Genomic DNA, 19201 nt, shown 5'->3' on the forward strand with positions numbered 1-19201 from the left:
GACGGCTGACGGCTGACGGCTCAGACTAAGCCAAATGCTCTCTTGCTAAATACTCTAGTGACTGCATTTCTTGTAATCGGCTAATGCAGCGCTTGAACTCGAAGTTAAGGTTACCTTGCGTGTAAAGCTCAATGATCGGTTTCTCAGCAGAGATAATTAATGTTACGTGGCGTTCGTAAAACTCATCTACCAACGCAATAAAACGGCGTGCAGCATCATCATTACTTTGCCCGAGCTGCTTTACGTTAGATAAGATCACGGTGTTATAAAGACGGCTGATCTCCATGTAGTCCACTTGACTACGGGCGGTTTCGCAAAGCTCTGGAAAATCAAACATTACAATACAATCTGACACTTTACGTGTTTTGATCATCCGCCCTTCAATCTCAATTGATTTATCAAGTACGCCCGGCTCTGGCGATAATTTATCAAAATATTCAAATAAGTTTTTATCCGCTTGCGCATCGAGCGGGCTGTGGAATATCTCTGCTTGCTCTAAAGTACGTAACCGGTAATCAATCCCCGAATCTACGTTCACAATCTCTGTGTTTTCATTGACCAACTTAATGGCAGGTAAAAATCGGGCGCGTTGCAGGCCATTACGGTATAACTCATCAGGTACGATATTCGATGTAGCAACTAATACTATGCCTCGCTCAAATAAGGCCTCCATTAAACCACCAAGTAGCATAGCATCGGTGATATCTTGAACAAAAAACTCATCAAAACAAATAATGTCAGTTTCGGATTTTAAAATATCCGCAACAACTTCAAGTGGATTCGCTGTTTTATCTAATTTCTTTAACTCATCATGAACTCGGTGCATAAAGCGATGAAAATGCACACGCATCTTTCGCTTGCCAGGTAGCGCTTCATAAAAGGTATCGACTAAGTATGTTTTACCACGACCTACCCCACCCCAAAAATACAAACCTTTTATAGGTGGCGTGCTATCTTTATTATTAAAGAGCTTAGAAAACCAACCTTTAGCGGCAGGCTTTGGATCTGTTAAGTCATCAAAGAGTCTTTGTAAGTGACGCACGGCATTTTCTTGCGCGGCATCGTAAACAAAGTCATCGCGTTGTAAATCTTGTTGATATTTTTGCCAAGGAGTCATAGATAGTTACAATAAAACACGGTTTAATTTACGCAATATGTTAACACGCATCGTAACTCGGGGTATATTAGCAACAACAGGATTTATTATTGAATACGCAATTTAGGCGTTATTTTTATTTTTTACGTATTAATTCCCAAAGGGGTAGAATTTATGGGCACAGTTACTTGGATCGGCATTATTATTATTGTGGCAGTGGCGGCTTTTTTCCTAGGTGCATTTGTAACCAAAAAGCAATTTAAACAAGATGAGCTGGAACAACAAGCTGAACAAGCTAAAAATGCTTTGGAGCAATATCGCCAAGACGTTGCAGATCACTTAGCAAGTACCAGTAAGTTAGTTAGCAAAATGAAAGACAACTATGATCAATTATTAAATCATGTTGATGAAACAAATAAGCTACTGTTGACTGACAAAAAACAACACCCTGCAGAACCATTCTTCTCAAAAGAAACGACAGAGCAATTACAACGTTCATTAAAAGAGCGTCAAAGTGATCGTTCATCAGCACACGCACAACCTTCTGACTATGTAGCCGGTACTTCAGGATTATTTGCTGGTGAAAATAAAGTTTCAGAACATTCTAAAGTATCTTGATGAACTTTTTTTTGACCCCATAGTCTTTAAATGTAACAGCTTTATATTTAAATTCGAAAAGGCTGCTTACATGCAGCCTTTTTTGTTTGTGCTTTTTCCTGTGATGTGGAGTAAACCCTGACTATGAAAATGAAACTATCGTTAATCAGTGCAGCAATGTTATCTACCAGCTTATTATTGGCCCCTGCTGTATCAATGGCAAAAATGCCTATCGCTGTTAATGGTCAACAATTACCAACGTTAGCGCCTATGCTAGAACAAATAACACCGGGCGTTGTCAGCATCCAAGTATCCGGCTCAAAAGAAGTTCGTCGTCGCGCCGATCCGCTTGATTTCTTTTTTGGCAACCCGCAACCACGCAGTCAAAAACGTGAATTTAGTGGTTTAGGATCAGGGGTTATTATTGATGCTAAAGAAGGCTACGTAGTGACTAACAATCATGTAGTTCAAGACGCAGAAAAAATGCTAGTGACTCTTGAAGATGGCCGCGAATATGAAGCAACTAAAATCGGCAGCGATAAAGAGTCAGATATCGCCCTATTGCAAATTGATGCTGAAGACTTAGTAGCCGTAAAGCTGGCTAATTCAGATCAACTGCGCGTGGGTGATTTTGCCGTTGCTATTGGTAATCCTTTTGGTTTAAGCCATACCGTAACATCAGGTATTGTCAGTGCGCTTGGCCGCAGCGGCTTAAATATTGAAGGCTATGAAGACTTTATTCAAACTGACGCCGCGATAAATCAAGGTAACTCTGGTGGTGCACTCGTTAATCTCAACGGTGAGCTAATCGGCATTAACACTGCTATTTTAGGTGCCTCTGGTGGTAATGTGGGCATTGGCTTTGCCATCCCATCTAATATGATGAAAAACCTAGTTGATCAAATTATTGAGCATGGCGAGGTACGTCGTGGCTCATTAGGTATTTCTGGCCGTCCACTTGACGCAGGCCTTGCCAAAGCGCAAAAGCTAGATGTAAAACAAGGTGCTTACGTCATGCAAGTGATGGATGATTCTGCTGCAAGTAAAGCAGGCATCAAAGCCGGTGACGTAATTATTAGCATTGATGGTAGCGAAATCAGTGGCTTCCACGAACTACGCAGTAAAATTGCTACCTTAGGTGAAGGTAAAAAAGTTAAACTGGGAATTTACCGCGATGGCAAAGTACAAACGGTTAAAGTGACACTTGATGGCGCATCAGGCCTCACTGCCGCAGGGGATGAACTTCACCCTGCATTCCAAGGAGCCACGCTTGAGAACACCCAGAAAAACGGAGCAAAAGGCGTCGAAGTAACAACTGTTGACCCACGTTCACCATCAGCAAGAGTCGGTCTTGAAGAAGGTGATGTTATTATGCAGGTCAATCGCCAGCGCGTTGCAACAATTCATGATATGAATAAGATCATTGAGAATACCAAAGGAAACATAGTACTTGGGGTACAACGTGGTCGTGAGTCAGTATTTGTTTTAATTCAATAAAGTAAATATTGCACAAATGACATAAAAAATAGCAGTGGCACTTGCCGCTGCTATTTTTTTTGTGCCATCATTACCAGATTGCTCACTAAGAATAAGAAAATTGTGCTGAAATTCTTTAAGTTTGTCCTTCCTCCGCTGTTTGCCGGACTCGGCATCGCCTTTTTGGTCGTTTTTTTTAGCCCAAATATGCGTGCAACCTTACTACCCAATGTCCCACTGCCAAGCGCCATGAGTGTTAATCACCTGAGCTTTGCTGATGCAGTGCAACGCGCCGCACCTTCGGTTGTAACTATCATTTCTGAAAGCATTTCAAAAGAGCCACGCTACAAACGGCAAAATACCGTGCAAGAACTTGGCTCAGGCGTGATCATGTCAAGTGATGGCTATATTCTAACTAACTATCATGTGATCAATAACGCTGACCAAATTATGGTGCTACTCACTGATGGCCGTCGTTATTTTGATGTGCAGCTGATCGGCTTTGATACCATCACCGACCTAGCATTATTAAAAATTAATGTAGAGCACTTGCCGGTGATCCCGATCAGCGACCGTTTTATACCACGAGTTGGCGATGTCGTCCTTGCAATTGGTAACCCGCTTAATTTAGGACAAACCATCACCCAAGGGATCATCAGTGCAACGGGAAAACAAAAAATTACCGACAGCCCCTACAACAGCCTGTTACAAATGGATGCCGCAATCAATGTTGGCAATTCAGGCGGCGCACTGGTCAATTCTAACGGCGATCTCGTTGGCATCACCTCCGCACAATTTAAAACCCGGGAGAACTTAGATATTCAAGGAATATTCTTTGCAGTTCCTTACTCGTTAGCCAAAGAAGTAATGGGTAAACTGATCCGTCATGGACGTGTTGTACGCGGCTATCTAGGTTTCACGGGTACCGCTGTTGATAGCACAGGTAAAGAGGTCAGTGATAACTATACGCCAGTGGCTGGTCTGCGTATAACCAACCTTGATCCATTAGGCCCTGCGTGGCAAGCGGGGATCAAAGAGCAAGACATAGTGGTAAAAATTGCAGGCGAAAATGTCACTAACCCACAAAAGACCTTAAATATTATTGGTAATTCGGAGCCCGGCCATGAAATTGAGTTTGAGCTTTATCGCAATGGTGAAATATTGAAAGTGATGGTTAAAGTGGCAGAGCTTGAGACTAAACTATAAAACCTAGGGCCTAGAAGCTAGGACCTAGGTTCTAGGCTATTAACTACTTCTACGTTTGATATTGGCACCTAATGCACTGAGTTTATCTTCAATGCGTTGATAGCCACGATCAACATGATAGATACGATCAACAACCGTTTCACCCTGCGCTACTATCCCCGTTAAAATCAAACTCGCTGAAGCACGTAAGTCTGTTGCCATCACTTGCGCACCAGTTAGGCTTTTAGTGTCACCACAGATAGCGGTATTGCCTTCTAAACGAATATTAGCACCCATACGCTGTAACTCAGGTACATGCATAAAGCGGTTTTCAAAAATCGTCTCAGTGATTGTCGCACTACCATTAGCAACCACATTTAACGCGGTAAATTGAGCTTGCATATCAGTAGGAAAGCCTGGGTGTGGCATGGTTTTGATATTTACGGCTTTGAGTTCACGGCCGCGCATATCAAGGTAAATGCTGTCGTCGTGTACTTCAATTAACGCATTAGTGGCGCGCAGCTTTTCAATCACAGGCTCTAGGCTGTGAAAATCAGTAAGTTTACACAGTACTTCACCACCCGCCATCGCTGCAGCCACCAAGAAAGTACCGGTTTCAATGCGATCCGGTAAAATACGGTGTTCACAACCATGGAGTTTTTCAACACCTTCAATTTCAATACGGCTGGTGCCCGCACCTGTAATTTTTGCGCCCATAGCGGTTAAGCACACAGCTAAATCAATGATCTCTGGTTCACGAGCGGCATTTTCTAATACAGTTTTACCATCGGCCAAAGTAGCGGCCATCAATAAGTTTTCCGTTGCGCCAACGCTAACCATTTCCATGTATATTTCAGCGCCTTTTAAACGCCCGTCAACCTTGGCATTAATGTAACCATTCTCAACACTTATTACCGCGCCCATGCGCTCTAAGCCTTGAATATGAATATCAACAGGACGTGCGCCAATTGCACAGCCTCCAGGCAACGATACTTGCGCTTGACCAAAACGCGCAACCAAAGGCCCTAAAGCTAATACCGATGCACGCATTTGCTTAACAAGTTCATAAGGAGCGAGTGTTTTATCTACTTTGCCACCATCAATAACAAGCTGCTCACCATGCCATTGGGTTTCTGCGCCAAGGGTTTTTAATAACGCTTCAGTAGTCCCAATATCACGTAAACGAGGCACATTGTTAAAGGTACTTTTGCCATCCGCAAGTAAAGCGGCAAAGAGGATGGGCAGCGCAGCATTTTTAGCGCCTGAAATAGTGACTTCACCGGCAAGTCCGGTTCCACCCTGAATTACAAATTGATCCATGAGGAAACCTTTTTATTGAGGTAAAATGAATTTTTGTTCGCGCTTCCACTCAGTCGGTGTAAAGGCTTTAATCGACACCGCATGGATTGTACCATCAGAAATAGTATTCATTAACGGCCCATACACTAGCTGTTGTTTTTTCACACGGCTCAAACCATCAAAGCAATCACCAACTGCGATGACTTCATAATGGCTACCATTGGCTTTTACATGTACTTCAGCTAATTGTAGTTCGTCGCGTAATAGGGTTTCGACCTGGCTCGTTTGCATAACTCTCACTCAAATAGGTTTGTAACCTGTCCCAACTGCATCAATTTTTGCAATTGCTCAGGAATATTTTGCAATTCAAGGTGAATACCTTGCTGCTTTAATTCTGCGAAAGAGTGAATTAACCAAGCTAAGCCCGCCGTGTCAACCCTAGACACCTCAGAAAGGTCAAAATACCATGTTTTATGGTCACTTTGTGGTGTTTTATTCAGAAGTCGTTCAGCAGAAATTGAATTTCGAGTCAATTCACCACTGACTCGAAATTGCTGTTCATTGAGCTGAGTAACCGTCACTTTACTCATTACCGCCTTCGCCTCTAAATTGCACTGGTAACTTACTTTTCTGTTCAAGTAGATTACTTACATGGTCAATGCCTTGTTGGCGTAAAATACCTTGGAATTCACTTTGCTTTGCATCTAATAAGCTAATGCCCTCAGCAACCATGTCATAAGCACGCCATTCGCCATCGCGGTCTTCACGCACTTTAAAATCAATTTTAATTTCTGGCTTACCCGGCTCAACAATTTTTGTTTTTACTAATACTAAATCTTGTCCAGCAAACTCTTTGCTTGGGCCAAACTCTACTTTTTGGTTTGTGTATTGGGTAAACACACCAGCATACGTTGCGATTAAATACTCTTGAAACACATCAATAAAGCGTTTAATGTCTTCAACCGCTTGTTTTTGCTCTGCAGGATCTTTAATTGAACGAACTTTAGAAACATGGCTACCTAACACCCGAAGTGCAGCATATTTATAATCTATATACGGCATTAGCTCTTCTTTTACGATCACCCGTAAATGCTCTTTGTCTTTTTCAATTAAAGGCTGGTCACGCGTAATGCGCTGAAACGTATTATCTGAAACTTGGCGTACCATTTTGTAAGGGTCTTTTAAGTCAACCGGCTCACTTGCAATACTGATAGCGCTGAAAGTAAGCGCCACTATCATTAAAAATTGTTTAAACATAATTATTTACTCGCCGCCTTGATTGAATAAAAACTGCCCGATTAACTCTTCAAGCACCAATGCAGATTTAGTGTCCGTGATATAGTCGCCATCTTTTAAGGCTTTGCTTTCAACACCAAATAGCTCATCTAAACCTAAATCTTTATCATCACTGGTGACTGCTACACCGAAACAAGCTTGCTCAGCCGACTTCGGCGCAATAACAGGGTTAATACCTAGGTACTGCTCACCTAAAATACCTGAGGTCAAAATTGACACTGAGCTGGTGTCTGAAAAACGACATTGATATTGCGCATCAATCGTCATATCAACAACTGGCACAAATTCTTGCGGATGAATTGAAATCGACTCAACTCGACCAACTACAACCCCACCCACTTTGATTGGCGCACGCGCCTTTAACGAACCAATATTTTCAAATTTGGCTTTTAATAAATACGTTTCGCCATTACCGCTGATCCCTGCATTGGCCACTTTTAACGCCAACATTGCAAATGCAGCAATACCTAACGCAACAAAAAAACCAACTAAAATTTCCAATTTCCGTGAATTCATTTTTTATACCTTTATTAGCTGGTAAACATTACCGCTGTCAAAATAAAATCAAACCCTAAAACAGCCAAAGAAGAGTGTACTACCGTCTCTGTTGTTGCTTTACTGATCCCTTCAGAGGTCGGTATACAATCATAACCTTTATAAAGTGCTATCCATGTAACCACGATGGCAAATACAAAACTTTTGATCATGCCATTTAAAATATCTTGCTGGAATGACACCTGCGACTGCATGATTGACCAAAAACTGCCTGTATCAACGCCTAGCCAATCAACGCCAACTAAGTGAGCACCAATAATTGCAACAGCAGAAAATATTAATGCTAACAATGGCATACTGATAAAACCTGCCCAAAAGCGCGGTGCAATAATACGTTTAAGAGGATCAATCGCCATCATTTCAAGGCTAGATAACTGCTCAGTTGCTTTCATTAAACCTATTTCTGCAGTCAACGCACTCCCTGCTCGTCCAGCAAATAATAACGCGGTGACTACCGGCCCTAACTCTCGCAATAAACTCAATGCCACTAACGGCCCTAAGCTGTCTTCTGCCCCATAGCCAACCAGCACAGTGTAGCCCTGTAACGCTAACACCATACCAATAAATAAGCCCGATACCATGATAATCAATAATGACTGCGAACCAACCATATATAATTGACGAACCAGTAACGGGGTACCTTTTCTAAAGTTAGGTAAATGGCATAACGCGCCAAACAACATTTGTGTCGAACGGCCAAGCGCCGCAAAACGACCTAATGCTTTATGACCTAACATTTGCAAAAAATCTAACATTAGCGGCGCCCTCCCAGTAACTCTTGCTGGTAAGGTTGCGCAGGGAAATGAAATGGCACAGGGCCATCAGATAACCCTTTTAAGAACTGCTGTACAAGCGGTGACTCATGATGACGCATTTCATCTGGTGTACCGCTACCAATAACGCCTTGCTCTGCAATAATAATAACGTGATCAGCAATACTCATTACTTCGGTTACATCATGGGTGACAATTAGCGATGACAAACCAAGCACTTGGTTAAGTGACTTAATTAATTTAACCAACACCCCCATTGAAATCGGATCTTGGCCTGCAAACGGCTCATCATACATAATTAAATCAGGATCAAGTGCAATAGAACGCGCTAATGCAGCGCGACGCGCCATTCCGCCAGAGAGCTCAGAAGGCATTAAATCCTGAGCGCCACGTAGGCCAACGGCTTGTAGTTTCATGAGCACCACAAGACGGATCAAATCTTCACTGAGACGAGTGTGTTCACGCAGCGGAAAAGCGATATTGTCAAACACCGACATATCGGTAAATAATGCGCCGCTTTGGAATAACATACTCATTTTGGTACGTGCCGCATAAAGCTCTTTACGGGACATGGTAGGAATGTTGTTGCCTTCGAATAAAATAGTACCGCTATCTGGTTTTAATTGGCCACCAATTAAACGCAGCATGGTGGTTTTACCAATTCCGCTTGGTCCCATGATCGCCGTAATTTTCCCTTTAGGAACACTAAAGCTCATATTTTTATATATGCTGCGATTGCCTCGAGAAAAGCTTACATCCTTGATTTCTACTATTGGTTGCGACAAGCCGCTCTCCATTACTATTTTCACTAGTTCCCCTATTTTAAGCGTTTTTACAGCAAGATGGAAAAAACAAATCGTAAAATTTTGTAATATTCTATGTAATAACAGCCAAAACCTTACAGCAGCAGGCTTAACAGGCGCTTAAAAAAATTCTATTAAGCAAAATCAATACAACAAGTTGACCTGATTCTTTTATTTATACTTTCAGGTTCGCTTTTGTTACTATTTGCAGCCATCTCATTTTGAATAATTGGCGTAACATAATGGTGACTTCTTTTGTCATTTTAATTCTCGGGTTTGCAGCTCTTGTGTGGAGTGCAGATCGTTTTGTTTACGGTGCAGCAGCACTGGCAAAAAATTTCGGTGTCCCTACACTTATTGTTGGTTTAACCGTAGTTGCAATGGGCTCGTCAGCGCCTGAAATGATGGTCTCTGCCTCAGCGGCTCTGGCAGGTAAAACCGACACCGCAGTAGGTAATGCGGTAGGATCAAATATCACGAATATTTTACTTGTTTTAGGTATTACCGCGCTGTTACGTCCACTTTCGGTGTCATCAATGACCCTAAAGCGTGAAATGCCGTTAGTATTATTAGTTTCGATTGCTGCTTGGTATGTGTTTTCCGATAACTACTTTTCATTTGCTGAGGGTGTTGCATTAATTATTGGCTTTGTTGTCTTTATTGCGGGTTTAATTGTTATTTCTATTCGCGCAAAAAACCAAGCTGATGACCCTTTTGTCAGCGAAGCCTGTGAAGACGTCCCAGATAACGTATCAACTAAATCAGCGTTATTTTGGCTCATTATTGGCATGATTGTGTTACCTATTAGCTCGCACTTCTTAGTTGGTTCAGCGGTTGATATTGCCAAATTCTTCGGCTTAAGTGATCTGGTTATCGGCTTAACCATTATTGCCGTTGGTACCAGCTTACCAGAGCTTGCTGCCTGTATTGCTGGAGTATTGAAAAAAGAAGATGATTTAGCACTGGGTAATATCGTCGGCTCTAATATCTTTAACATCTTAGCGGTATTGCCGCTGGCTGGTATTATCAACCCATCAATTATCGATCCATCCGCGGCAAACCGTGATGCATTAATTATGATTGGTGCCACCATAGCATTGATTGCTATGTCTTTGAGTTTTAGAGGCACAAGACGCATTAACCGCGTTGAAGGTGGCCTTTTATTGGTCGCGTTTTTAATCTATCAAGGTTATATTTTCAACCAAGTTGCTTAATGCTACTCAAAAAATGGACAACACATGACGCAGTTAAATTTTATTGAACAAGGTAAGCGGGTACTCGATATCGAGCGCCAAGCACTAACTGAGATAGCCCAATACCTAGACGAAAACTTTAATCAAGCTTGCCAGCTGATATATCAATGTCATGGCAGGATCATTGTTGTTGGCATGGGAAAATCAGGTCATATCGGTAATAAAATTGCAGCAACATTGGCAAGTACAGGTACACCTGCGTTTTTTGTTCATCCCGGTGAAGCAAGCCACGGCGATTTAGGAATGATAACCCGCGATGATGTCGTCATGCTGTTATCAAACTCTGGTGAAACCAGCGAAGTACTGAATATCATTCCAGTAATCAAACGAATTGGCGCAAAAATGATTGCCATTACTGGAAACCCTGCATCGTCAATGGCGAATTGGGCAGATGCCCATGTGTGTACAAAAGTAAGTCAAGAAGCCTGCCCATTAGGACTAGCCCCTACAGCAAGCACTACTGCAATGCTTGCAATGGGTGATGCTATGGCCGTTGCCTTGTTAGAGACCCGCGGCTTTACCGCCGACGACTTTGCATTATCGCACCCAGGTGGCAGCTTAGGTAAACGCCTACTGCTATGCTTAAAAGATATTATGCACACGGGGACTGCAACACCTATCATTAATGATAAACAATGTATTAAAGATGCATTAATTGAAATGTCAGCCAAAGGATTAGGGATGACCGCCATTGTTGATGATAGCAACCAACTTGCAGGATTATTTACTGATGGTGACTTACGCCGCATTTTAGAGCAGCGGGTCGATATTCATAGCACCTTAATCAGCGAAGTAATGACCCGCTCTTGTACTACAGCAAGCGCTGATATGTTGGCAGCAGAGGCACTCAATATTATGGAAAATAAGCGTATCAACGGCTTAATTGTGATTGACGATAATCAACACCCTATTGGTGCACTCAACATGCAAGACTTGCTCAAAGCAGGAGTTTTATAATGCAGTTTGCTGATTTATACCAGCCGCTTAGTGATGATGCCCGTAGTCGCGCGCAAAAAGTTAAACTGCTTATTTGCGACATCGATGGTGTATTTTCAGATGGCCGTATTTACTTAGGTAATCATGGTGAAGAACTCAAAGCCTTTAATACTAAAGATGGCTTTGGCATTAAAGCCTTAATCAACAGTGGCTTTGAAGTGGCAGTGATCACTGGCCGTCATTCACAGATAGTTCAGCAACGAATGACTAGCCTGACTGTAGCGCATATTTATCAAGGTCAAGAAAACAAGTTGCAAGCTTATCAACAGCTCAAAAATAAATTGCAGTTAACAGATGAGCAAATAGCCTATATAGGTGACGATGGACCAGATATGCCGGTTATGGAATTAGTCGGTTTTGCTGTAGCAGTGAATGATGCACACCCGCTCATCAAACGCATCTCGCATTATACAACCATGCTACCAGGTGGTTTTGGTGCAGTGCGTGAGCTCACTGATTTATTGATGCTTGAAAATGGTAAGTCACTAACAAGCGAAGGGACTAGCTCATGAATAGTGCGCGTTTAATATTATGCGTATTGTTCGTCGCTTGCATGGTGTGGTTGTGGTTTCCCTATTTTAATCAGCCAACAAATGCACCACAAAACCAAGAAGATATAATAGCAAAACCCGATTACACTGCCGTAGCATTAAAACAAACAGCATTTGATGAACAAGGTAAAATTAGCCACAAAGTAACCGCTGCAAAAATGGAGCTCTATCAACAGTTAGGCTTCACTTACTTTGAGCAACCTATTTTTACTTTATATAATCAACAACAAACGTGGCAAATTAATGCAAACGAAGCCACTTTATATGAAAACCATCAATTAATTTTAGAAGGCAATGTGGTGGCTAAAAACCTGACCAACAATGCCATGATTGAGCACATCAATGCAGATAACATTCAGGTTGATATTGAACTACAAACCATGAGCTCTGAACAACCTGTAGAATTGATTGGGCCAAATTTAAAGATCACTGGGCGCGGCCTCAATGCCGACTTAAAAGCCGAAGTGGTAGAACTAATTAACCATACGCGAACCATATATTATGACCAATAAATTTGCTCACTTGCTTGTTATACCAAGCTTATTCATGGCCTTTGCAAGCTTTGCTGAGACTAATTTACCACCTGCGGACCAAGTATCGATCAGTGCAGAAAAACAACTTGCCCAGTTAAAAGATAACATCGGTATTTTTGAAAACAACGTTGAAATTATTCATGGTAACCGTCGTATTAAAGCTGATCGCCTTGAAGTACACAAACGTGAAGACTTAGGCGACAATAAACAACTGCTTGTAGCCACAGGAAGTCCAGCTTATTTTGAAGAAAAACAAGCTGATGGCACAATTATGAGCGCCAGCGCTAAAGAAGTTCGTTACGACGTTGCCAAGCGCTACTTAACCTTAATTGGCGATGCGCAGGTTACTCAAGCAGGGCAAAAAATTAATGCTAAAAGCATTACCTACGACATGGACCAACAGCTTATCAGCGCCGAAAAAGGCGAAAGCTCAAATGATCGCGTGCACACTATTTTAGTACCGGTAAGTAACAAAAAAGACAAATCTAAAGGCCAGCCATGAGTACATTAAAAGCTGAATTTTTAGCTAAAAGCTACAAAGGTCGCCAAGTTGTCAAAAGTGTAGGCTTAGAAGTTACCGCCGGCAGCATTGTTGGCTTACTGGGCCCAAATGGTGCGGGTAAAACCACAACCTTTTATATGATTGTAGGCTTAGTGCCTAGCGACAAAGGCAAGATCAGTATTGATGACAACGACATCACCTTACTGCCAATGCATAGTCGCGCTCGCTTGGGGATTGGTTACTTACCGCAAGAGTCATCAATTTTTCGTAAATTGACTGTTTATCAAAATTTGATGGCTATTTTAGAGACCCGAAAAGACCTTAAAAAACAAGCAAGAGAAGAAGCTCTTGACAGCTTACTTGATGAATTTAGCATTCAACATATTCGCGACAGCCAAGGTATGGCTCTATCTGGCGGTGAACGTCGTCGTGTTGAAATTGCCCGTGCATTAGCCGCAGACCCAAAATTTATCTTGTTAGATGAGCCTTTTGCTGGTGTTGATCCAATTTCAGTGTTAGATATAAAGAAGATTATTGAACACCTTAAAAACCGTGGTATTGGCGTGCTTATCACCGACCATAATGTACGAGAAACTCTTGATGTTTGTGAAAAAGCCTACATAGTTTCTCATGGGGAGTTAATTGCATCAGGCACACCTGAGCATGTACTCGCCGACCAAACAGTTCGCGATGTTTACCTAGGTGAGCAATTTAGGCTATAAAGCCACACTTTGGCTAAGCATCTGCTAAACTTAACAATGACAACAATAAAAGGATTGTTAGAGATACATGAGGCAATCACTCCAGCTGCGCATGGGCCAGCAACTTACAATGACACCGCAACTGCAACAAGCTATCCGCTTATTGCAGCTCAGCACATTGGATCTGCAGCAAGAAATTCAAGAAGCGCTAGATAGCAATCCGTTACTAGAGCTAGAAGAGCATGAGTATTCAGACGACACGGCGGGCAAGAATGAGCAAAAGCAAGATAACGACGACTTAACCGTTAGCGCCTCAGCAGATGACAAGCCCAGCGAATACGAACAAGAAAGCAGCGAAGCACTCACCAAAGAAACACTCAGTGATGAAATGGCGATGGATGTCACATGGGATGAGTACATGAGCGCTGCGCCAAATAGCTCAGCAGGCCCAATGCCAGAGGACGAATCTATATATCAAGGCGCCTCAACAGAAACCTTGCATGAATATTTAATGTGGCAGCTACAGCTAACTCCATTTAGCCCTACAGATGAAGCAATAGCCATTGCAATTGTTGAGGCCATTGATGACTCAGGTATTTTAACGCTTAGCTGTGAAGATATTGTAGAGAGCTTAAATCAAGGCAACAACGAAGAAGAAATCGAACTTGACGAAGTACAAGCGGTTTTAAAACGTATCCAATTATTTGACCCTGTAGGCATCGCGGCTCGCAGTCTACAAGAGTGTTTATGTATTCAGCTAAATCAATTTGATCCGGCAACCCCTTGGATTAATGAGACAAAAATGATTTTAACTGATCATATCGATTTATTAGCTAGTCGCGACTATCGCACTTTGATGAAAAAGACTAAGCTTAAGGAAGATGAACTAAAAGAAGTGATGACTCTGATCCACAGCCTAAATCCAAAGCCTGCGGATACCATAGTACGAGAAGAGTCAGAATACGTTATTCCTGACGTATCAGTGAAAAAAATTAAAGGCCGCTGGGTGGTTGAACTTAATCCAGACAGCATGCCAAAAATCAGAGTGAACAGCCAATATGCAGCTATGTCGCGCTCAGTAAAGTCGAGCACTGATAGTCAGTTTATTCGTTCGCATCTGCAAGAAGCTAAATGGTTTATAAAAAGCCTAGAAAGTCGCAATGACACATTGCTCAAAGTAACCAATTGCATCGTAAAACAGCAGCAAGGTTTCTTTGAACATGGCCCTGAAGCCATGCGACCTATGGTACTCAATGACGTTGCTGAAATGGTAGAGATGCATGAGTCAACAATTTCTCGTGTAACTACCCAAAAATACATGCATACCCCGCGTGGTATTTTTGAGTTAAAGTATTTTTTCTCAAGCCATGTTAGTACTGAAAATGGCGGCGAATGCTCATCGACAGCTATTCGCGCACTAATCAAAAAACTGATTAGCGCAGAAAACTCAGCGAAACCATTGAGTGATAGTAAAATTGCAGATATATTGGCAGAGCAAGGTATCAAAGTAGCTAGACGGACTATTGCAAAATACCGCGAGTCACTGGCTATTCCACCGTCAAATCAAAGAAAGAGTTTGATTTAAGGCGTAAAATCAAAAAAGGAAAATGCTTATGCAACTAAATTTAACTGGTCGTCACGTAGAAATTACTGATTCATTAAGAGACTATGTAAACAATAAGTTTGCGAAGCTTGAGAGGCATTTTGATCACATCAACAATGTCCATGTTATTCTTGACGTAGAAAAGCTAAGCCAAAAAGCAGAAGCCACCATCCATGTCAGTGGTGCTGAGTTATTTGCTTCAACTGAACATCAAGACATGTATGCAGCCATTGACGGACTAATCGACAAGCTCGACCGTCAAGTAATCAAACACAAAGAGAAGCACGCTCGACACTAACACTATGAAATTAAGCTCACTTATTTGCCAGGACTGCAGTAAAACTGCGGTCCTTTTTAATAGCAAAAAACGGATCATTGAATTTATCAGCCAATTGGCTCATGAACAACTTCCTCAGCTATCACAACAAGAAATCCTCGATGCATTACTCGCTAGAGAAAAACTAGGTAGTACTGGTATTGGTCGTGGCATTGCCATTCCTCATGGTCGAATGAGTGGTATTGAAAATCCACTAGCAATCATTTTAGTGAGCGAAACGCCTATTAATTTTGACGCAATTGATAATCGCCCTGTGGATCTGTTTGTCGCTCTCATCGTACCAGAGGGTGATAGTCAACTTCATTTAAAGACGTTAGCCACAATTGCTGATAAACTTAACGACAAAGATTTTTGTAAACAACTACGTAGCGCGAAAACAGATCAAGATTTATATCACGTTATTGTTGAGCAATCGTAAGTCATACCTCTTGCGTTAGTGATCTATTATGGCGGTACAAAGTAGTTCAATAACAAGGAAAAATTATGACAGGTAGTTATTCTGTACACATAATTTTTAATAACGTTAATGAGTTATTTAACCAGCTAGAGTGATCATGTTTTTAATAAAATTGCTATTAAGTGAAGGAGAGTTTACATGGAGTTAATCATCATCAGTGGGCGCTCTGGCTCAGGTAAATCGGTTGCCCTGCGTGTAGTTGAAGATCTTGGTTATTATTGTGTCGATAATATCCCTGTAAACTTACTGCCTTCATTAGTTCGTAGTGTCTCTGATAATTACGACAAAATTGCTGTTAGTATTGATGTTCGTAACTTACCCAAAGAACAAGAAGAATTTAACGACATTCTTGAGTACTTACCCGGCTTTGCCAATCCAACATTATTTTATTTAGATTGTGATGATCAAACACTGATCAAACGTTTTTCTGAAACGCGCCGTTTGCATCCACTTTCTTTAGATTCATTGCCGCTTGATTTAGCCATCAAACAAGAAAAAGTATTACTTGATGTGTTAACAACACGTGCTGACTTTATGTTAGATACCACTGATCTAAGTGTTCATCAACTTGCCGAGACGATTCGCGAAAAGATTTTAGGTAAAAAAGATAAAAAGCTAATTATCACCTTTGAATCGTTTGGCTTTAAACATGGTATTCCAAAAGAAGCGGATTATGTATTTGACGCGCGCTTTTTACCTAACCCCCATTGGGAGCCTGAGCTAAAGCCACTGACAGGTCTTGATCAACCAGTTAAAGATTACTTAGCCAGCCACAGTATTGTGCAAAAATTCACTTGGCAGATCCAAACCTTTGTACAAACCTGGTTACCGCACTTAGAACGTAATAACCGCAGTTATTTAACCATTGCAATCGGCTGCACAGGTGGCCAACATCGTTCGGTTTATTTAGCGCAAACCATTGGCGAAAGCTTTTCAATGAGCCACAGCAATGTAAAAATTCGCCATCGCGAGCAAGAATAACAACCACTGTTACAGTAAGGAATGTGGATGCGCTTAGAAGATACATTTTTAATAAAAAACAAACTTGGATTACATGCCCGCGCAGCCAGTGTATTAGCACAGTTAGCCGTGCAGTTTGATGCCAGTATCACACTTCACCAAGATGACAAACAAGCCGCTGGCGACAGTGTTCTAGGCCTAATGTTATTAGAAAGCAGCCAAGGTAAAGAAGTTAAAGTTGTGTGTGAAGGGCCCGATGCCGAACTCGCACTTGCTGCTATTGGAGAGCTGATTGCGCACCGCTTTAACGAGCAAGAATAGTCCATAGTCAGCACAATAAAATTACGTTAAACTTAATAAGCTACTGGTCAACGCAACCAGTGTAATTATCAAAGTTTCACCCCACCAATTAAGTGTATTTATTATTTAAGGACGCCAATGCCAGAAGCTTTTGAACAAGATTACCCACTACAACAACTAAAGCAAGTGACCAAGTCACTTAACAGTGGTCAATTTGTTCAAGTAAGGCGTATGTTGGCAAAAACAGCTCCCTGTGACACAGCTTTACTACTAGAATCATCGCCGCATAAAATTCGTACCTTGCTCTGGCAACTGGTAGATCCAGATGTACAAGGTGATGTACTCGAAGAGCTTTCTGAAGATGTTCGCCTAGGGATCATTGCCCAAATGGCGCCAGAGCATATTGCTGCGGCGACCGAAGACATGAGTCACGATGACTTAGGGGAAGTATTACGTAGCTTACCTGACACAGTCTACCAAGACGTTGTCAGCGCCATGGATAGCCAAGACCGTGAGCGGGCAACTCAAGCGCTTTCCTATCAAGAGCGCTCAGCTGGCGCATTGATGAATACCGATACGGTCACTATTCGTCCCGATGTCACTATTGACGTGGTACTGCGCTACTTACGCTTACGTGGCGAACTGCCTGAAGGCACCGATGATCTTTATGTGGTTGATAAACACAACTGCTTTTTAGGCGCAATGTCGCTCACCACGCTACTCACCAACTCGCCGGATAAAGTTATTCGCGAATTAATGGACGAAGATTGTGAATCAATCCCTATTTCCATGGATGAAAGTGAAGTAGCCCAATTGTTCGAACGCCATAACTGGATATCTGCACCTGTTGTTGATGATAACGACCACCTGCTGGGCCGGATCACCATCGATGATATCGTTGACGTTATCCGTGAAGATGCAGAGCACAGCTTATTGAGCTTAGCTGGTCTTGACGACGAAGAAGATACCTTCGCCCCAGTATTAAAAAGTTCGAAAAAGCGCTCAGTATGGCTTGGCGTTAACTTATTAACCGCGTTGCTCGCTGCAATTGTAGCAAGCTTCTTTGAAAACACCTTAGCGATTCTACCGATCCTAGCTGTACTCAACGGGATTGTGCCCTCAATGGGTGGCGTAGCTGGTAGCCAAACACTTACTCTAGTGATCCGTGGTATCGCTGTAGGTCATATTAACCAAACTAACCAACGCTTTTTACTAATGAAAGAGCTCGCGATCGGCGCTATAAACGGCATGGTATGGTCAATTTTAATAGCAGGTGTAGTCGCACTATGGCAGTGGGACTTTAAACTCGGCGGCGTACTCGCCTTTGCCATGTTTATGAATTTAGTCGCAGCAGGCGTCGCCGGCGCAAGTATCCCACTACTGTTAAAGAAAATGAAAATAGACCCTGCACTAGCTGGTAGTGTAGTGTTGACTACTGTAACTGATATTGTAGGCATTTTTGCCTTTCTCGGCACCGCAACTTGGTTGTTAGTCTAGATAGGAATAGAGGTTCTAGAAGCTAGGTTTTAGGCCCTAGTATCTAGCCGCTTCCCTAGAACCTTTTAAGCGCGGCATAAAGCCGCGCCTACAATAAACCCAAACATCGGTGCAAATCCGTAGCCGCGAGTTTACCTCGCGCAGGTTTATACTCACCACCGAAAATAAAAGTCACGGGCTACGGGTAACGAGTTTCGAGCTATGAATCCTAGCTCCTAGTCTTTAATGGTTGTAGGAGAGCGCTTTAGCGCCGATGAGCTTTAACACATAACCAAAAACAATCACGGCTAAAGCCTGTTCCCACAAAAGCCAAGACACCTAGCCCCTAGTCTCTTCCCTACCGCCTAGCACCTTTAACCTCTTCAATACGCACTGTCCCCAAACTTCCCCAGTTCCCATAAGCAGGTAAAAAATCATTTTAAATCTTACAA

The 19201-nt window shown here is 42.2% G+C and carries 23 protein-coding genes; 15 read left to right on the forward strand and 8 right to left on the reverse strand.

All coding sequences use genetic code 11. From position 1 onward, the window contains the following. Positions 1–25: 25 nt before the first annotated feature. Positions 26–1117, reverse strand: coding sequence for a cell division protein ZapE (gene zapE / locus CWB85_RS19120; protein WP_138555740.1), 1092 nt, complete (start codon positions 1115–1117; stop codon positions 26–28). Positions 1118–1270: 153 nt separating this feature from the next. Here zapE and CWB85_RS19125 point away from each other — a divergent pair, with 153 nt between their 5' ends. The 3 genes from CWB85_RS19125 (at position 1271) to CWB85_RS19135 (ending at position 4375) form a co-directional block, all read left to right on the forward strand. Further along, positions 1271–1714 (forward strand): Z-ring associated ZapG family protein, encoded by a 444-nt coding sequence (locus CWB85_RS19125; RefSeq protein ID WP_016710057.1) that lies wholly within the window; start codon positions 1271–1273, stop codon positions 1712–1714. 123 nt (positions 1715–1837) lie between these two features. Next, the gene (locus CWB85_RS19130) at positions 1838–3190 is read left to right on the forward strand and encodes a Do family serine endopeptidase (protein WP_016710058.1); all 1353 of its coding nucleotides are present in this window, start codon (positions 1838–1840) and stop codon (positions 3188–3190) included. A gap of 102 nt (positions 3191–3292) precedes the next feature. Then, positions 3293–4375 carry a trypsin-like peptidase domain-containing protein gene (locus tag CWB85_RS19135; RefSeq protein WP_138555741.1) on the forward strand — a complete coding sequence of 361 codons (1083 nt, stop codon included), beginning with the start codon at positions 3293–3295 and terminating at the stop codon, positions 4373–4375. A 39-nt stretch (positions 4376–4414) separates the two neighbouring features. On the opposite strand, the gene murA is transcribed toward CWB85_RS19135, so the two are convergent. Genes murA through mlaF form a run of 7 tightly spaced genes read right to left on the reverse strand, consistent with a single transcriptional unit; the run spans position 4415 to position 9074 of the window. Next, on the reverse strand, positions 4415–5674 hold the full coding sequence (murA, locus tag CWB85_RS19140) for a UDP-N-acetylglucosamine 1-carboxyvinyltransferase (RefSeq protein ID WP_016710060.1): 1260 nt from the start codon (positions 5672–5674) through the stop codon (positions 4415–4417). 12 nt (positions 5675–5686) lie between these two features. Next, a complete protein-coding gene (locus tag CWB85_RS19145; RefSeq protein ID WP_016710061.1) occupies positions 5687–5944 on the reverse strand; it encodes a BolA family protein in 258 nt (85 codons plus the stop codon). A gap of 5 nt (positions 5945–5949) precedes the next feature. Continuing rightward, a complete protein-coding gene (locus CWB85_RS19150) occupies positions 5950–6243 on the reverse strand; it encodes an STAS domain-containing protein (RefSeq protein WP_016710062.1) in 294 nt (97 codons plus the stop codon). Then, a complete protein-coding gene (locus CWB85_RS19155; protein ID WP_138555742.1) occupies positions 6236–6910 on the reverse strand; it encodes an MlaC/ttg2D family ABC transporter substrate-binding protein in 675 nt (224 codons plus the stop codon). The genes CWB85_RS19150 and CWB85_RS19155 overlap by 8 nt, the downstream gene beginning before the upstream one ends. A 6-nt stretch (positions 6911–6916) precedes the next feature. After that, positions 6917–7465, reverse strand: coding sequence for an outer membrane lipid asymmetry maintenance protein MlaD (gene mlaD, locus CWB85_RS19160; protein WP_016710064.1), 549 nt, complete (start codon positions 7463–7465; stop codon positions 6917–6919). 14 nt (positions 7466–7479) lie between these two features. Continuing rightward, positions 7480–8259, reverse strand: coding sequence for a lipid asymmetry maintenance ABC transporter permease subunit MlaE (gene mlaE / locus CWB85_RS19165; RefSeq protein ID WP_016710065.1), 780 nt, complete (start codon positions 8257–8259; stop codon positions 7480–7482). Further along, positions 8259–9074 (reverse strand): phospholipid ABC transporter ATP-binding protein MlaF, encoded by an 816-nt coding sequence (gene mlaF, locus CWB85_RS19170; RefSeq protein WP_016710066.1) that lies wholly within the window; start codon positions 9072–9074, stop codon positions 8259–8261. Before mlaF ends, mlaE begins: the two co-directional genes overlap by 1 nt. 248 nt (positions 9075–9322) lie before the next feature. Between mlaF and CWB85_RS19175 the strand changes: the two genes are divergently transcribed. The 12 genes from CWB85_RS19175 (at position 9323) to mgtE (ending at position 18770) form a co-directional block, all read left to right on the forward strand. Next, positions 9323–10294, forward strand: coding sequence for a calcium/sodium antiporter (locus CWB85_RS19175; protein ID WP_138555743.1), 972 nt, complete (start codon positions 9323–9325; stop codon positions 10292–10294). A 24-nt stretch (positions 10295–10318) separates the two neighbouring features. After that, entirely contained in the window at positions 10319–11290 is a 972-nt protein-coding gene (locus CWB85_RS19180; RefSeq protein ID WP_016710068.1) for a KpsF/GutQ family sugar-phosphate isomerase, read from the forward strand. Continuing rightward, positions 11290–11841: a 3-deoxy-manno-octulosonate-8-phosphatase KdsC gene (gene kdsC / locus CWB85_RS19185; protein WP_138555744.1), complete on the forward strand. Its 552-nt coding sequence runs from the start codon at positions 11290–11292 to the stop codon at positions 11839–11841. Before CWB85_RS19180 ends, kdsC begins: the two co-directional genes overlap by 1 nt. Next, positions 11838–12392 (forward strand): LPS export ABC transporter periplasmic protein LptC, encoded by a 555-nt coding sequence (gene lptC, locus CWB85_RS19190; RefSeq protein WP_016710070.1) that lies wholly within the window; start codon positions 11838–11840, stop codon positions 12390–12392. The genes kdsC and lptC overlap by 4 nt, the downstream gene beginning before the upstream one ends. Further along, entirely contained in the window at positions 12382–12915 is a 534-nt protein-coding gene (gene lptA, locus CWB85_RS19195; RefSeq protein ID WP_138555745.1) for a lipopolysaccharide transport periplasmic protein LptA, read from the forward strand. Before lptC ends, lptA begins: the two co-directional genes overlap by 11 nt. Next, positions 12912–13637, forward strand: a complete 726-nt coding sequence (lptB, locus tag CWB85_RS19200) for an LPS export ABC transporter ATP-binding protein (RefSeq protein WP_016710072.1) — start codon at positions 12912–12914, stop codon at positions 13635–13637. Before lptA ends, lptB begins: the two co-directional genes overlap by 4 nt. Before the next feature lie 67 nt (positions 13638–13704). Then, positions 13705–15201 (forward strand): RNA polymerase factor sigma-54, encoded by a 1497-nt coding sequence (locus tag CWB85_RS19205; protein WP_016710073.1) that lies wholly within the window; start codon positions 13705–13707, stop codon positions 15199–15201. Between the two features lie 28 nt (positions 15202–15229). After that, complete coding sequence (gene hpf / locus CWB85_RS19210) at positions 15230–15517, forward strand: ribosome hibernation promoting factor (RefSeq protein WP_016710074.1); 288 nt, start codon at positions 15230–15232, stop codon at positions 15515–15517. 4 nt (positions 15518–15521) lie between these two features. Beyond that, entirely contained in the window at positions 15522–15974 is a 453-nt protein-coding gene (ptsN, locus tag CWB85_RS19215; protein ID WP_016710075.1) for a PTS IIA-like nitrogen regulatory protein PtsN, read from the forward strand. A 177-nt stretch (positions 15975–16151) separates the two neighbouring features. After that, entirely contained in the window at positions 16152–16994 is an 843-nt protein-coding gene (rapZ, locus tag CWB85_RS19220) for an RNase adapter RapZ (RefSeq protein ID WP_016710076.1), read from the forward strand. Positions 16995–17021: 27 nt separating this feature from the next. Further along, entirely contained in the window at positions 17022–17294 is a 273-nt protein-coding gene (locus CWB85_RS19225) for an HPr family phosphocarrier protein (RefSeq protein ID WP_016710077.1), read from the forward strand. A 117-nt stretch (positions 17295–17411) separates the two neighbouring features. Next, on the forward strand, positions 17412–18770 hold the full coding sequence (mgtE, locus tag CWB85_RS19230) for a magnesium transporter (RefSeq protein WP_016710078.1): 1359 nt from the start codon (positions 17412–17414) through the stop codon (positions 18768–18770). Positions 18771–19201 lie beyond the last annotated feature (431 nt).

Source organism: Pseudoalteromonas sp. S1727, from assembly GCF_005886375.1.
Classification (GTDB): Bacteria; Pseudomonadota; Gammaproteobacteria; order Enterobacterales; family Alteromonadaceae; genus Pseudoalteromonas; species Pseudoalteromonas haloplanktis.

Excerpts from the sequence above, each read along its gene's own strand:
- zapE (WP_138555740.1), bottom strand. The coding sequence starts at position 1,117 with ATGACTCCTTGGCAAAAATATCAACAAGATTTACAACGCGATGACTTT.
- CWB85_RS19125 (WP_016710057.1), top strand. The coding sequence starts at position 1,271 with ATGGGCACAGTTACTTGGATCGGCATTATTATTATTGTGGCAGTGGCG.
- CWB85_RS19130 (WP_016710058.1), top strand. The coding sequence starts at position 1,838 with ATGAAAATGAAACTATCGTTAATCAGTGCAGCAATGTTATCTACCAGC.
- murA (WP_016710060.1), bottom strand. The coding sequence starts at position 5,674 with ATGGATCAATTTGTAATTCAGGGTGGAACCGGACTTGCCGGTGAAGTC.
- CWB85_RS19145 (WP_016710061.1), bottom strand. The coding sequence starts at position 5,944 with ATGCAAACGAGCCAGGTCGAAACCCTATTACGCGACGAACTACAATTA.
- CWB85_RS19150 (WP_016710062.1), bottom strand. The coding sequence starts at position 6,243 with ATGAGTAAAGTGACGGTTACTCAGCTCAATGAACAGCAATTTCGAGTC.
- CWB85_RS19155 (WP_138555742.1), bottom strand. The coding sequence starts at position 6,910 with ATGTTTAAACAATTTTTAATGATAGTGGCGCTTACTTTCAGCGCTATC.
- mlaD (WP_016710064.1), bottom strand. The coding sequence starts at position 7,465 with ATGAATTCACGGAAATTGGAAATTTTAGTTGGTTTTTTTGTTGCGTTA.
- mlaE (WP_016710065.1), bottom strand. The coding sequence starts at position 8,259 with ATGTTAGATTTTTTGCAAATGTTAGGTCATAAAGCATTAGGTCGTTTT.
- mlaF (WP_016710066.1), bottom strand. The coding sequence starts at position 9,074 with ATGGAGAGCGGCTTGTCGCAACCAATAGTAGAAATCAAGGATGTAAGC.
- CWB85_RS19175 (WP_138555743.1), top strand. The coding sequence starts at position 9,323 with ATGGTGACTTCTTTTGTCATTTTAATTCTCGGGTTTGCAGCTCTTGTG.
- CWB85_RS19180 (WP_016710068.1), top strand. The coding sequence starts at position 10,319 with ATGACGCAGTTAAATTTTATTGAACAAGGTAAGCGGGTACTCGATATC.
- kdsC (WP_138555744.1), top strand. The coding sequence starts at position 11,290 with ATGCAGTTTGCTGATTTATACCAGCCGCTTAGTGATGATGCCCGTAGT.
- lptC (WP_016710070.1), top strand. The coding sequence starts at position 11,838 with ATGAATAGTGCGCGTTTAATATTATGCGTATTGTTCGTCGCTTGCATG.
- lptA (WP_138555745.1), top strand. The coding sequence starts at position 12,382 with ATGACCAATAAATTTGCTCACTTGCTTGTTATACCAAGCTTATTCATG.
- lptB (WP_016710072.1), top strand. The coding sequence starts at position 12,912 with ATGAGTACATTAAAAGCTGAATTTTTAGCTAAAAGCTACAAAGGTCGC.
- CWB85_RS19205 (WP_016710073.1), top strand. The coding sequence starts at position 13,705 with ATGAGGCAATCACTCCAGCTGCGCATGGGCCAGCAACTTACAATGACA.
- hpf (WP_016710074.1), top strand. The coding sequence starts at position 15,230 with ATGCAACTAAATTTAACTGGTCGTCACGTAGAAATTACTGATTCATTA.
- ptsN (WP_016710075.1), top strand. The coding sequence starts at position 15,522 with ATGAAATTAAGCTCACTTATTTGCCAGGACTGCAGTAAAACTGCGGTC.
- rapZ (WP_016710076.1), top strand. The coding sequence starts at position 16,152 with ATGGAGTTAATCATCATCAGTGGGCGCTCTGGCTCAGGTAAATCGGTT.
- CWB85_RS19225 (WP_016710077.1), top strand. The coding sequence starts at position 17,022 with ATGCGCTTAGAAGATACATTTTTAATAAAAAACAAACTTGGATTACAT.
- mgtE (WP_016710078.1), top strand. The coding sequence starts at position 17,412 with ATGCCAGAAGCTTTTGAACAAGATTACCCACTACAACAACTAAAGCAA.